The sequence below is a fragment of the Lentzea alba genome (assembly GCF_047445655.1).
GTDB classification, from domain to species: domain Bacteria; phylum Actinomycetota; class Actinomycetes; order Mycobacteriales; family Pseudonocardiaceae; genus Lentzea; species Lentzea alba_A.
In genome coordinates this window covers 92,843-105,515 of sequence record NZ_JAJAEG010000028.1, presented here as the reverse complement: position 1 = coordinate 105,515, position 12,673 = coordinate 92,843, and the positions used below count along the sequence as shown (strand labels likewise).

Sequence of the window (12,673 nt, the reverse complement as noted above, 5' to 3'; positions counted from 1 at the left end):
GCAAAGGCGCCCTGACCTGCGGCGATGCGAGGGCTCCAAAAATTGTCAGACCCCCTCGCTAGCGTGCTGGGCATGGACCTGAACGCGTTCTGGGCCCTGGTCGAGAGGTCTGCTGTCGAGACCTCCAACCAGGACCAGCGGCTGGAGTGGCTGGCCGCCGCTCTCTCCTCTCCCGAGGAGGCCGTGGAGTTCGCGCTGCGCTTGGACGAGGTGCGGCGGCAGGTGGACACGTGGGCGCATTGGCAGGCGGCCGACGTGATCTGCGGCGGGCTGTGCTCGGACGACGGGTTCTTCTACTTCCAGGCGTGGCTGGTCGGTCAGGGTCGTGCGGTGTTCGAGGCGGTCGTCTCGTCGCCGGACGCGCTGGCAGATGTGCCGCACGTCCGGTTGCTGGCTTCGCGTGGTGGCGTGCACGCGTGGGCGGACGACGACTGGCCGGCCTGGGAGGGCCTCGACTACGGGCGGCCGAGGCGTTCGACGGTGATCTGGAGTCTGTTCTGGACTCTCGTGGCCTGCGGGTTCTGGTGTCGCCGGAGCCGGTGGGTGAGCGGTGGGATTTCGCGGATCCGGCGGAGGTCTCCGCGCGGGTTCCGCGGCTGGGTGCGTTGTTCGGGAAGGTGGCGTGATGGATGTGCCCGTGGACGTTGCCGTGTGGCGGGCTCCTGGCCCGGCGTCTTCAGCGGAGGCGGCGGCCCGGTATGCCGAGCTGAGGTCCTCGCCGCTGGGTGCGTTCGACACGGCGGTGGCGGCGTTCGTGCGCGAGTTGCGGCAGACCTCGCCCGACCCGGCGTCGCCGGTGTCGTGGAACGAGGCGCTGACCGTCGGCGCGGACGCGGTGATCGTGCACGTGGTGTGGCCGGGCCGCCAGCAGGTGCTGGACCTGGTGGCACTGCTGGCGGCCCGGCACGGCCTGGTCTGTTACGAGCCGGCGCGCCAGGTGGCGATGTCGTGACGCAGCTCGGTTTTCGTGGCTTCGGCGGCGAAGGAGGCGTCGACGGCGTTGGTCGCGATCTCCGCGATGGTGTCGTCGTCGAACCCGAGCTCGTCGCGCAGTGACTCGTACTCGCCGGTGAGCGTGGCGCCGGTCGAGGCCGGGATGTCGGTGCTGAGCGTGACGGTCAGCCCTGCGTCCATCAGCAGTGGCAACGGATGAGAGGAGAGCTTTTCGACCAGTCCCAGCGCGACGTTGGACGACGGACACACTTCGAGCGGAACGGCACGATCCCTGAGCAGCGCGACGACCTCCGGGTCCTCCAGCGCCCGGAACCCGTGCCCGATCCGGTCGGCGAGCCCGACGGTCACCGCCTCCGCGACGCTCGGCGCCCCGCAGCTCTCCCCCGCGTGGTGCACGAGCCCGACGCCGGCTTCTTTCGCGGCCCGGAACACGGCGGCGAACGGCCCGAGCGGGTAGTCCTCCGCCCCGGCCATCCCGATGGCCACCACCATCGGGTGTGCGACGGCGAGCCGAAGCGAGTCCGCGAACCGCGCGACCGACCGCCTCCTGGGGTGGTCCACGATCACACGGCACTCGATGCCGTGGGCGGCCTGTCCTGCGGCGAGCCCGGAGAGCACCGCCTCGAGCGGCATGTCCGGATCCCCGAGCCGTTCCCCGTGCGCAGCCGCGGTGAACGTGACCTCGGCGTACCGAGTCCCCTGCGCTGCTTCCTCGGCGCAGAACTCGAACGCGATCCGGCTGAAGTCCTCCGGCCGCCGCAGGCAGTCCCGCACAAGCCCGTTGTGCGCGGCAAAGGGCCCGAACCCGTCGAACGGCCCGGTGAGCGGCGCGACCTCGACCCCGTGCTCGTCCGCGAGCTCAACCAGGGTGCCGGGCCGCACCGTGCTCTCCAGGTGCACGTGCAGGTGCGCCTTGGGCAACGTCGCAAGATCACGCATGTGGCGCGACGCTACCCAGCCCCCTCACCGCGCGCCCGGCATTTTCCGGCCCGCCGAGGAGTACGGCCCGCCGAGGAGTACGGCCGGCTGCGGGGTTCGGCCCGCCGCAGGGCTCAGCACGGCCGAGAGCTCAGCACGGCGCGGGGGCTCGGCACGGCAGCGGGCCACCCGGACGGGTGAACTCTGTCCGGATCCACGCCTGACGCCGTCAGGTAGATGTCCTGAAAACATGATCAACCGCCTCCCCCGCAAGGAAGGCGGAGCGCGGGGTGCGGACGACATGGAGGTCTGCGACGAGCTGGTCGTCTCACTGCAGCAGGAACCGCACCGGAACCGTCACGGTCGCCGCGCCGCGCGTGAGGTTCTCGGTCCGCCGACCAGCCCAACCGCCGCACGCACCCCGGGTTCGGCGGCGGCGAGCGAGATGCCGCTCGCGTGCGCTCACCCTGGCAAGCCTTGATCGTCCGATGTCCGGCCCTGGCAAACCCTTGATCGTCCGCTGTCCGGTATTCGCCGCGACAGCGAGCCTCGGGCGCGGCTAAGTTCCGGGCCATGCCTGATGTTGTGCAGACGCGCCACGGCGCGACGGTCCTCATGTGTGCGCCGGACGGGCCGCCGATCGGTGACGAGCAGTCCGCTGTGGACCTCATGGCCACGTTGTGGGGTCAGGACGTGCAGTGGCTGGTGTTGCCGGTGGCGCGCCTGACCGAGGACTTCTTCGTGTTGCGCACACGGGTCGCGGGCGCGGTGGTGCAGAAGCTGCAGCAGTACGGGTTCCGGGTCGTGGTGGTCGGGGACATCGCGCGGCACGTGGAGGCGAGCACGGCGTTGCGGGACTTCGTGTACGAGTCGAACCGGGGGCGGCAGCTGTGGTTCGTGGCGGACGAGGCAGAGCTGGATGCGCGGCTCAAAGCGGCCGCCTGAACCGCGAGGCGTCACTCAAAGCAGCCGTCTGACCACGACAGAGAGTCTATTGCCAATTACTTGCAACAAGTAGGCTCGCGGGCATGGACATCCGTCGCTCGCTGTCGAACCACGCCGGCCCGCGCCGGTCCCCGCACGAGGTGCTGCGCAGGCTCGCCGAGCGGGTCACGCCGGGTACCGCGCCGGAGGATCCGGTGCGGGAGCTGGAGGAACGGGTCGCGGGCCTGCTCGGCAAACCGAAAGCGTTGTTCTTCCCGTCGGGGACGATGGCGCAGCAGACGGCGCTGAGGGTGCACGCGGAGGCGACGAAGAAGCACGCGTTCGCGGGGCATCCGCAGTCGCATCTGCACGTGTGGGAGAACCAGGGGTACAGCGCGGTGCACGGGCTGCGGTTCCATCCGGCGGGCGACCGCCACGCGCTGCTCACCCTCGACGACCTGAAGGCCGTCCGCGAACCGCTCGCCGCGATCGTCATCGAGCTGCCGCAACGCGACATCGGCGGCCGGCTGCCGACGTTCGAGGAGCTCGAAGCGCAAACCCGGTGGGCGAAGCAGAACGGCGTCAAAACGCACTGCGACGGCGCGCGGATCTGGGAGGCGCAGACCGCGTACGAACAAAACGTCGCGGGGCTTTTCGACACCGTGTACGTGTCGCTCTACAAAGGACTCGAAGGTGTCCGGGGCGCGGTGCTCGCGGGTGACGAGGAGACGATCGGGCACGCGGAGGTGTGGCGGCGCAGGCTGGGCGGGGCGATCGCGGACGCGTGGCCGTTGGCGGCGATCGCGTTGATGGGCATGGACGAGAACCTGCCGCGGATGCGGGAGTTCAAGAGCCACGCCCAAGAGCTGGCGAAGGCGATCAACGACGACGGGTTCGCGCACACCACGCCGGAAACGCCGCTGACTCCCCTGTTCCACGTCCATCTGCCGATGCCGCGTGACAAGGCCCAGCAGGCGATGGAGAACCTGAGCGAAGAGACCGGGATCAAGCTGTTCCTGTACGCGCGCAGCAATCCGGACGAACGCCGGTGCAGCTTCGAGATCAGCGTGGGGGTCAACGCGCTGGAGTTCACGCCGCGCGAGGTCGCGGAGTTGATCAGAGGGCTACCATCGCGGGTGTGAGCCTGCCCGAACCCGTTCAGCACGCGCTGGTGCGGGTGTCGCACTCGGTGCTGATCGACGTGGACGCGCTGGCGAAGGTGCGTCAGCGGTTCGACGACGAGCAGGCGGCGTCGCTGAGCAACTACCTGCGCAGCGCGCAGTCGCCGAACACCGTGCGGGCGTACCGGTCGGACTGGATCGCGTGGGCGGGCTGGTGCCAGGCGGAGAACCGGCAGGCGTTGCCGGCGGATCCGCTGGACGTGGCGGTGTATCTGGCGGCCGCGGCGGACACGGTGAAGGCGGACGGGTCGCCGGCGTTCGGGGCTTCGACGCTGGAACGGAAGTCCGCGGCGATCTCGGCGGTGCACGCGGCGAACGGGTTGCCGAGCCCGACGCGCAGCGATGTCGTGCGGTTGACGCTGCGAGGTATCCGGCGCACACGCAAGTCGCAGCCCAGGCGCAAACGGCCCGTGCTGCTCGACACTCTTGAGGCGCTCCTCAGCGAACGCCCGGACGAAGGACCCGCACGTACCCGGGATGCCCTGCTGCTGCTCGTGGGGTTCGCGGGGGCGCTCAGACGAAGTGAGCTCGCGCAGATCGAGTTCGAGGACGTGTCGGTGGAGGTGGATCCGCGCACGCACGAGCCGTTGCTGCTGATCCGGCTGGGGACGACGAAGACGGACCAGACGGGCAAGCATCAGCAGATGGTGGTGCTGCCGCGCGGGAGCCGGCGGCCGACGTGTCCGGTGTGCGCGTTCGCGGACTGGGCGGACGTCCTCGACAACAGGCCGATCAGCGAGACCGGGCTGCACCGCTGCCACGGCTACGAGAAGACCCGGCACGCGGGCGCGCTGTTCCCGGTGATCAACCGGCACGGTGGCGTCGGCGGGAAGGCGATGTCCGGGCGCGCGGTGGCCGAGCTGGTGAAGCGGTACGCGGAGAAGGCGGGGCTTGATCCGGCGTTGTTCGGCGGGCATTCGCTGCGGGCGGGATTCGCGACGCAGGCGGCGCTGGGCGGGGCGAGCGACCGGGAGATCATGCGGCAGGGGCGGTGGACCAATCCGCGCACCGTGCACCGCTACATCCGGACCGCGAACCCGCTGGAAGACAACGCGGTCACCCGTTTGGGCCTGTGATTTGTGAGCCAGGTCTCATCGCGGGCGGTTAACTCTAAACAAGATCCCCGCCGGTAGGGCTGCACCAAAAAGATCAGCAGGCTCCCCCGAATGCACGCGCGACCCCGAAAGTTTCCGCCGTGTTTCCACGCTGGTTGAGCTGCTCTTTTGTTCCACCATTCGGGCAAAAGCCGATCTCCTGACCAGCGAAGCAGCTCAATTCGTGAAGCAATCTCGCACTTTGGGAGTGCCCCTTCCCATGCACTCAGCGCAATACGATCACCACGCCCGGTCATCGCGACGATGGTCGGGCTGTTCCACGGAGTTCGACCCGGCACCCCTGTAACGCCGGAGCGAACGCCCCCTGCACCGGAACAAGGAGCGTTCATGAAGCGCAAAACCCTGGGCATCACGACTGCCCTGATGTCCGCGGCGGCGCTGGCCGCCACGGGCACGTTCGGAGCACAAGCGGCCGAGCCGGCGGGGACGACCTCCACCGCCCTCGGCCTCTCCGGCGGTGAGCAGCTCGTGCCGCGTGACGTCGTGCGCGACGCCGACGGCACGCATCACCTGCGGTTCGACCGGACCCTCAACGGCCTGAAGGTCATCGGCGGCGACCTGGTCGTCGCGCAGAAGGCCGGCAAGGTCACGGGCGTCACGAAGGCGAACGAGGCCTCCCTCGCCGGCCTCGACACTTCGGCGCCCACCATCGCCGCCGCAAGCGACGCGAAGCTCGTGGTGTTCGCGCTGGACCACGCCCCGGTGCTCGCGTGGGAGACGGTGAAGCACAGCGTCAAGGACGACCAGACGCCCAGCGAGCTGCACACGTTCACCGACGCCAAGACCGGTGAGACGCTGCTGACCTACGACGACATCCACGTCGCCGAGGGCACCGGCCAGTCCACCTTCAGCGGCACCGTCCCGCTCTCCACGACCCAGTCCGGCTCCACGTTCCAGCTCAAGGACCCGGCCCGCGGCAACCAGGCCGTCAACAACCTGAACAACTCCTCGGGCACCGGCACGTTGTTCACCGACGCCGACAACAAGTGGGGCAACGGCACCTACACCGACAAGGCGACCGCCGGTGTCGACGCGGCGTTCGGCGCCGCGAAGACGTGGGACTACTACAAGAACGTCCACGGCCGCAGCGGCATCAAGAACAACGGCGTCGGCGCGCTGAGCAAGGTCCACTACGGCAACAACTACAGCAACGCCTTCTGGTCGGACTCCTGCTTCTGCATGACCTACGGCGACGGCGCGCAGAACCGCAACCCGCTGACCTCGATCGACGTCGCGGCGCACGAGATGTCGCACGGCGTCACCTCGGCGACCGCGGGCCTGGTCTACTCCGGCGAGTCCGGCGGCCTCAACGAGGCCACCAGCGACATCTTCGGCTCCACCACGGAGTTCTACGCCGCGAACGCCGCCGACGTCGGCGACTACCTGATCGGCGAGAAGATCAACATCCGAGGCGACGGCAAACCGCTGCGCTACATGGACAAGCCCTCCAAGGACGGCCGCAGCCTCGACTACTGGTCCGCAAGTGCTGGAAACGTCGACGTGCACTACTCCTCGGGCATCGCCAACCACTTCTTCTACCTGCTTTCCGAGGGCAGCGGCGCCAAGACGATCAACGGCGTCGCCTACGACTCCCCCACGATCGACAACCAGCCCGTCACCGGCATCGGCCGCGCCAAGGCCGAGAAGATCTGGTACCGCGCGCTGACCACGAAGTTCACCTCCAGCACCAAGTACGCCGCGGCCCGCACGGGCACGCTCGCGGCGGCGACCGACCTGTACGGCGCCGGCAGCGCCGAGTACGCGGCGGTCAACCGGGCTTGGGCAGCGGTGAACGTCAAGTAGACCCGCCACCAAGAAGACCGGGGCCCGGACCGCACCCCCTGCACGGTCCGGGCCCCGGCGTTTTTCTGTGCTCACGGCTCCAGGTCGGTCGCCGCCAAGAACGATCCGTCCATGTAGAACGGCGTCGAGTTGTGCTCGTGCGCGACCAGCCACCGCCCGTCCCGCCGCCGCAGCCCCACCGTCGTGCGCATCCACATGGAGAACCCCTCGGGGTATCCGACCGGGACCGCCGCCATCCGCGCCAGCCCGTGCACGAACGCCACGTCGCCGGACACGGCCACCGACAGGTCACGGTGCTCGATCGTGATCGGCCCGTCGAACCCGGCCATCCAGCCCGCCACGGCCTCCGGGTCGCGGGCGTCCAGGCCGGTGTTGCGCAGCGGCGGGGCCAGCGTGAACGTCACCGCGTCCTCGGCGTAGCGGGCGACGACGCGCGAAGGCGAGCGGTCCCTCATGCCCTCCTCCAGGTCGGTGAACAGCGCAAGGATCGCGGTCTCGTCCTGCACCAGCGTGTGAGTCATCTCGAAAACCTCCAAGGTCGGCTGACACACCGATGTCGAGGCACGGCCCGCGGTCTCGACATGGCGGTGAGAAGATTTTTTGCAGCCGAGCCAGCGGAGGCCGACGTGAAGTACCTGATCCTGATCTACAGCAACCCGAAGTCGCGGGCCGCGTGGGAGAAGCTGACCGACGAGCAGCAGATGCAGTTCGGGCAGGCGCACTACGACCTCACCGACAAGCTGCGGGCGTCCGGGGAACTGGTCGTCAGCGAAGGCCTTCCCGGACCCGAGACCGGCAAGGGTGTCAGCATCCGCAACGGCGAGGTCGTCGTCACCGACGGGCCGTTCGCCGAGGCCAAGGAGTACCTGGCCGGGTTCTACCTGGTCGAGGCCGACACGATCGACCAGGTCATCGCCCACGCCGCGACGCTGCCCGACGTGCACAACGACGGCATCGAGGTCCGGCCGGTGTGGGACATGTCGATGCTGGACGACATGTGAGGACCACGCCACACATCGAGGGCCTGCTGCGTGAGCTGGCGCCGCAGGTCCTCGGCGTGCTCGTGCGCCGGCACGGGCAGTTCGACGTGTGCGAGGACGCCGTGCAGGAGGCGTTGCTCGGGGCCGCCCAGCAGTGGCCACAACAAGGCGTGCCGGACAACCCCAAGGGCTGGCTCATCACCGCGGCCAGCCGCAGGTGGATCGAGCAGTACCGGTCGGACACGGCACGGCGTCAACGCGAGGAGAAGGTCGTCGCGCTCACGCCCGCACGGCCGGACCTGGTGCCGGCGCAGGACGACACGCTCACGATCCTCGCGTTGTGCTGCCACGAAAGCCTCACGACGGCCTCGCAGATCGCCCTCACGCTCAGAGCGGTCGGAGGCCTGACGACGGCGGAGATCGCGCGGGCGTTCCTCGTGCCGGAAGCGACGGTGGCACAACGGATCAGCCGCGCGAAGCAGAAGGTCAAGGGCGCCAAGTTCCGGGCGCCCAAAGACCTGACCGCGGTGCTGCACGTGCTGTACCTGATCTTCACCGAGGGCTCGACCGCGAGCTCGGGCGACGACCTGGTCAGGGTCGACCTCACCGCCGAAGCGATCCGGCTGACCCGCCAGCTGCACCGCAGGAGGCCCGACGACGGTGAGCTCGCCGGGTTGCTGGCGTTGATGCTGCTCACCGACGCGCGCCGGCCCGCCCGCACCGACGCCCAAGGCGCGCTGATCCCGCTCGCGGAGCAGGACCGCGAGAAGTGGGACCACACCGCCATCGCCGAAGGCACCGAACTCATCCAGAAAGCCCTCAACACCGCGGAAATCGGCCCGTACCAGCTGCAGGCGGCGATCGCGGCCGTGCACGCGGACGCCAAAACCGCCGAAGACACCGACTGGCACGAGATCCTCGGCCTCTACGAACTGCTCACAGTCACCGCACCCGGCCCGATGATCGCGCTGAACCGGATCGTCGCGGTCGCGATGGTCCACGGACCGCAGCAAGCACTACAAGAACTGTCCACATTAGACCTCGACCATTACCGCGTGCACGCCGTGAAAGCACATCTCCTCGACCTGCAAGGAGAACACGACCAGGCACGCGAAGAGTACGAGAAGGCCGCGAAACGGACGCTGAGCGTGCCCGAGCAGCGCTACCTCAGGTCCCGGTCGCGCCGCCCACAGTAGCGTCCGACGACGGCTCCTCCTGCGGCGGCGCCTGAGGCACCACACCGGTGAGGTCACCACCGTTGTCGTTCACCCGCAACACGAACGGCCGCGTCTGCGTGTACTGCACGACCGAGATCGAGCAAGGATCGACCACGATCCGCTGGAACCCGTCCAGGTGCACACCCAACGCGTCCGCCAGCACAGCCTTGATCACATCACCGTGCGAGCACAGCACCCACACCGCACCAGGACCGTGCTCCTCGGTGATCCGCGCGTCATGCGCGCGCACCGCAGCCACAGCACGCGCCTGAACGTGCGCGAGCCCTTCACCCTCAGGGAAAACAGCCGCGGACGGGTGCTGCTGCACCACCGCCCACAACGGCTCGCTGAACAGGTCCTTCAACGCCTTGCCGGTCCACGCGCCGTAGTCCACTTCGGACACATCCGGCTCCGCGACCGCCTCCAGCTCCCGATCCGCCAGCAACGGCGCCAACGTCTCCTCACAACGCTGCAGAGGAGACGACACGACAGCGGCGACCGGAACGTCCTTCAAACGCGAGACGAGAGCCGTGGCCTGAGCCTGCCCGCGTTCGTCCAAACCGACACCCGACGACCGCCCGGCGAGCACACCGGAACCGTTGGCAGTCGAACGAGCATGTCGAAGCAGGATCACAGTGGCCACGACACCCACCTTAGATCGGCTGCAGCAATCCCATCGACAGCAGCCCCATCAGCACCAGACCCAGCATCAACCGGTACCACACGAACGCCGAGTACGAGTGCTTCGAAACGTACTTCAGCAGCCACGCGATCGTCGCGTACCCCACCACGAACGAGATCAGCGTCGCCACGATCATCTGCGGAATCGACGCCTGCACACCCTCACCGGTGCGCTCCAGCACGTCCGGAATCGAGAACAACCCCGCCCCGAACACCGCCGGAATCGCCAGCAGGAACGAGTACCGCGCCGCCGCCTCACGCGTCAGACCCAGGAACAGACCCGCCGTCAACGTGCCACCCGAACGCGACACGCCCGGGATGAGCGCCAGCGCCTGCGCCAGACCCATCCCGATCGCGTCCTTCATCCGCAACTCGTCACGCTGGTGCTTCGCCAGCTGGTCAGCCAGACCCAGCAGCAGACCGAACACCACCAGCATCGTCGCGGTGATCCACAGGTTCCGCGCCGACGTCCGGATCTCGTCCTTGAGCAGATAACCGAGAACCGAGATCGGCACGGAACCGATGATCACGTACCAGGCGAGCTTGTAGTCCTTCTCCTTGCGCGCCTCGGCGTTGAACAAGCCGCGGAACCAGGCGCTGATGAAGCGCCCGATGTCCTTGGCGAAGTAGATCAGCACCGCCACCTCGGTACCCAGCTGGATGACCGCGGTGAACGAAGCGCCCGCGTCGTTGTTGAAGAACAACGTCGACGTGATGCGCAGGTGCGCACTGCTGGAAATCGGCAGGAATTCCGTCAGTCCTTGGACCAGTCCGAGGACCAGAGCCTGCAACCAGCTCAACTACCCACTCCTGCCAGATCCAAAGCTTCGGCCGCGGTGCGAAGGCCCGCGATCCCCTGCTCGAGATCTTGCAGCATCGGCGAAACGGACAGCGTGGTGACCCCCGCGGCAGCGAGCGCCTTCATCTTGTCTGCTATGCGCTCCTTCGGGCCCAGCAGCGACGTGGAGTCCAGGAACTCCAGCGGGATCGCCGCCATGGCACCGGCGTAGTCGCGGGCCAGGTACTTCTCCTGGATCTCCTCGGCCTGATCCGGGAAACCCATGCGCACCATCAGGTTGTTGTAGAAGTTCTGCTTCCGGGAGCCCATACCGCCCACGTACAGCGCGGCATACGCGCGAACCGGGTCGGCGCAGGCCTTCCAGTCGTCGCCCACGATCAACGGCGCCGTCGGAACGACGTCGAAGCCGTCCATCGTCAGACCGGCCTTCTCCCGCCCGGCCTTCACCGACGCGATCGAGTCCGCCGAGTGCTCCGGCGAGAAGAACACCGCGAGCCAGCCGTCCGCGATCTCACCCGTGAGCTCCAGGTTCTTCGGACCCACCGCCGCCAGGTAGATCGGAATCTTCTCCCGCACGGGGTGCACCGTCAGCTGCAACGCCTTACCGGGACCATCGGGCAACGGGAGCGTGTAGTGCTCACCCTCGTAGCGCAGCTTCTCGCGCGTGAGAGCCTTCTTCACGATCTCCACGTACTCACGCGTGCGCGCCAACGGCTTGTCGAACCGCACACCGTGCCAGCCCTCCGACACCTGCGGACCCGACACACCCAGGCCCATCCGGAACCGGCCACCCGACAACGTGTCCAACGTGGCACCGGTCATCGCGGCCATCGCAGGCGTCCGCGCCGGGATCTGGAAGATCGCGCTACCGACGTCGATGCGTTCGGTCTGCGCGGCCACCCACGCGAGCACCGTCGGCGCGTCGGAGCCGTAGGCCTCCGCGGCCCACACCACCGAAAAGCCGAGGCGGTCGGCCTCTTTGGCCAGCTCAAGGTTCGCGGCGTCGTTGCCGGCGCCCCAGTATCCGAGGTTCAGTCCGAGCTTCACGGGCGAGACCCTACCGGTCAGTAACACCGATTGCCAGGCTCAGCCGATGATCACCCCTTAGCATCGCGCACGTGGAACAGCGATACCTCGGCCGCAGCGGCCTCCGCGTGTCCAGGACGGCACTGGGCACGATGACATGGGGCCGCGACACCGACGCGGACGAGGCCGCCACCCAGCTCATGGCCTTCGCCGACGCCGGCGGCACCCTCATCGACACCGCCGACGTCTACACCGACGGCGAAGCAGAACGCATCCTCGGCGGCCTCCTCGGCGAAGTCGTCCCCCGCGAAGAGCTCGTCCTCGCCACCAAAGCCGTCGCCCGCCGCACCGAAGGACCATTCGGTGGCGGCGCATCGCGTGGGGCACTGCTCAACGCACTCGACGGATCACTACGACGCATCGGCGTCGACCACATCGACCTCTGGCAACTCCACGCCTGGGACGCCAACGTGCCCGTCGAGGAGACCTTGTCGGCGCTGGACCAGGCGATTTCGTCAGGGAAGGTACGGTACGCGGGGATCTCCAACTACAGCGGATGGCAGCTCGCGACCGCCGTCATGACGCCGTCGACGTTCCCGCTGATCTCCACCCAGGTCGAGTACTCGCTGCTCGAACGCGGCATCGAACGCGAGGTCGCACCCGCCGCGCTGCACCACGGTCTCGGACTCCTGCCCTGGGCACCGCTCGGCCGTGGCGTGCTGACCGGCAAGTACCGCAACGGCACACCACCGGACTCCCGCGGCGCCTCCGCCCACTTCGCCGGCTACGTCGAACAGCACCGCAACGAACGCGCCGCCCGGATCGTGCAGGCCGTCGCCACCGCCGCGGACGGACTCGGGACCTCGGCGCTGTGCGTGGCACTGGCCTGGGTGCGCGACCGGCCCGGTGTCGTCGCTCCCGTCGTGGGTGCCCGGGACACGAACCAGCTCATCGCGTCGCTGGAAGCCGAGCAACTGACCCTCCCGCCCGCGATCAGGGCGGCGTTGGACGACGTCAGCGCCATCGAGCTCGGCTATCCCGAACGCCCGATGCCCTGAACGGGACCCCGCGACAT

15 protein-coding genes and 1 pseudogene are annotated in these 12,673 nt (G+C 68.4%); 11 read left to right on the top strand and 5 right to left on the bottom strand.

All coding sequences use genetic code 11. The features are described 5' to 3' along the window. Positions 1–24: 24 nt before the first annotated feature. From LFM09_RS37130 to LFM09_RS37120, 3 genes and pseudogenes are all read left to right on the top strand, one after another. Positions 25–399: pseudogene (locus LFM09_RS37130) on the top strand (DUF4240 domain-containing protein); the annotation flags it as partial. A 17-nt stretch (positions 400–416) separates the two neighbouring features. Continuing rightward, a complete protein-coding gene (locus LFM09_RS37125; protein WP_414101328.1) occupies positions 417–626 on the top strand; it encodes a hypothetical protein in 210 nt (69 codons plus the stop codon). Beyond that, complete coding sequence (locus tag LFM09_RS37120; protein ID WP_414101327.1) at positions 626–952, top strand: hypothetical protein; 327 nt, start codon at positions 626–628, stop codon at positions 950–952. The genes LFM09_RS37125 and LFM09_RS37120 overlap by 1 nt, the downstream gene beginning before the upstream one ends. Here the strand turns inward: LFM09_RS37120 and add are convergent. Further along, positions 919–1,893 carry an adenosine deaminase gene (gene add / locus LFM09_RS37115; RefSeq protein WP_414101281.1) on the bottom strand — a complete coding sequence of 325 codons (975 nt, stop codon included), beginning with the start codon at positions 1,891–1,893 and terminating at the stop codon, positions 919–921. The two genes, LFM09_RS37120 and add, sit on opposite strands and share 34 nt — an antisense overlap. Before the next feature lie 229 nt (positions 1,894–2,122). Here add and LFM09_RS37110 point away from each other — a divergent pair, with 229 nt between their 5' ends. From LFM09_RS37110 to LFM09_RS37090, 5 genes are all read left to right on the top strand, one after another. Then, positions 2,123–2,353 (top strand): hypothetical protein, encoded by a 231-nt coding sequence (locus tag LFM09_RS37110; RefSeq protein ID WP_414101280.1) that lies wholly within the window; start codon positions 2,123–2,125, stop codon positions 2,351–2,353. A 92-nt stretch (positions 2,354–2,445) separates the two neighbouring features. After that, a complete protein-coding gene (locus LFM09_RS37105) occupies positions 2,446–2,817 on the top strand; it encodes a DUF4180 domain-containing protein (protein WP_414101279.1) in 372 nt (123 codons plus the stop codon). 83 nt (positions 2,818–2,900) lie between these two features. Beyond that, complete coding sequence (locus LFM09_RS37100) at positions 2,901–3,938, top strand: threonine aldolase family protein (RefSeq protein WP_414101278.1); 1,038 nt, start codon at positions 2,901–2,903, stop codon at positions 3,936–3,938. Continuing rightward, complete coding sequence (locus tag LFM09_RS37095) at positions 3,935–5,053, top strand: site-specific integrase (RefSeq protein WP_414101277.1); 1,119 nt, start codon at positions 3,935–3,937, stop codon at positions 5,051–5,053. The genes LFM09_RS37100 and LFM09_RS37095 overlap by 4 nt, the downstream gene beginning before the upstream one ends. Positions 5,054–5,419: 366 nt before the next feature. Beyond that, the gene (locus LFM09_RS37090) at positions 5,420–6,895 is read left to right on the top strand and encodes a M4 family metallopeptidase (RefSeq protein ID WP_414101276.1); all 1,476 of its coding nucleotides are present in this window, start codon (positions 5,420–5,422) and stop codon (positions 6,893–6,895) included. 71 nt (positions 6,896–6,966) lie between these two features. Here LFM09_RS37090 and LFM09_RS37085 read toward each other — a convergent pair whose 3' ends face one another. Continuing rightward, the gene (locus LFM09_RS37085; RefSeq protein ID WP_414101275.1) at positions 6,967–7,416 is read right to left on the bottom strand and encodes a YybH family protein; all 450 of its coding nucleotides are present in this window, start codon (positions 7,414–7,416) and stop codon (positions 6,967–6,969) included. A gap of 105 nt (positions 7,417–7,521) precedes the next feature. Between LFM09_RS37085 and LFM09_RS37080 the strand changes: the two genes are divergently transcribed. Together LFM09_RS37080 and LFM09_RS37075 are read left to right on the top strand one after the other, a co-directional pair. Then, positions 7,522–7,896 carry a YciI family protein gene (locus tag LFM09_RS37080; RefSeq protein ID WP_414101274.1) on the top strand — a complete coding sequence of 125 codons (375 nt, stop codon included), beginning with the start codon at positions 7,522–7,524 and terminating at the stop codon, positions 7,894–7,896. Continuing rightward, positions 7,893–9,071, top strand: coding sequence for an RNA polymerase sigma factor (locus tag LFM09_RS37075; RefSeq protein ID WP_414101273.1), 1,179 nt, complete (start codon positions 7,893–7,895; stop codon positions 9,069–9,071). Before LFM09_RS37080 ends, LFM09_RS37075 begins: the two co-directional genes overlap by 4 nt. Here the strand turns inward: LFM09_RS37075 and LFM09_RS37070 are convergent. Genes LFM09_RS37070 through LFM09_RS37060 form a run of 3 tightly spaced genes read right to left on the bottom strand, consistent with a single transcriptional unit; the run spans position 9,043 to position 11,619 of the window. Further along, complete coding sequence (locus tag LFM09_RS37070) at positions 9,043–9,735, bottom strand: histidine phosphatase family protein (protein WP_414101272.1); 693 nt, start codon at positions 9,733–9,735, stop codon at positions 9,043–9,045. The two genes, LFM09_RS37075 and LFM09_RS37070, sit on opposite strands and share 29 nt — an antisense overlap. Positions 9,736–9,745: 10 nt before the next feature. After that, positions 9,746–10,573 carry an undecaprenyl-diphosphate phosphatase gene (locus LFM09_RS37065; protein ID WP_414101271.1) on the bottom strand — a complete coding sequence of 276 codons (828 nt, stop codon included), beginning with the start codon at positions 10,571–10,573 and terminating at the stop codon, positions 9,746–9,748. After that, a complete protein-coding gene (locus LFM09_RS37060; protein ID WP_414101270.1) occupies positions 10,570–11,619 on the bottom strand; it encodes an LLM class F420-dependent oxidoreductase in 1,050 nt (349 codons plus the stop codon). The genes LFM09_RS37065 and LFM09_RS37060 overlap by 4 nt, the downstream gene beginning before the upstream one ends. A gap of 71 nt (positions 11,620–11,690) precedes the next feature. On the opposite strand from LFM09_RS37060, the gene LFM09_RS37055 reads away from it, so the two are divergent. After that, positions 11,691–12,656 (top strand): aldo/keto reductase, encoded by a 966-nt coding sequence (locus LFM09_RS37055; RefSeq protein WP_414101269.1) that lies wholly within the window; start codon positions 11,691–11,693, stop codon positions 12,654–12,656. Positions 12,657–12,673 lie beyond the last annotated feature (17 nt).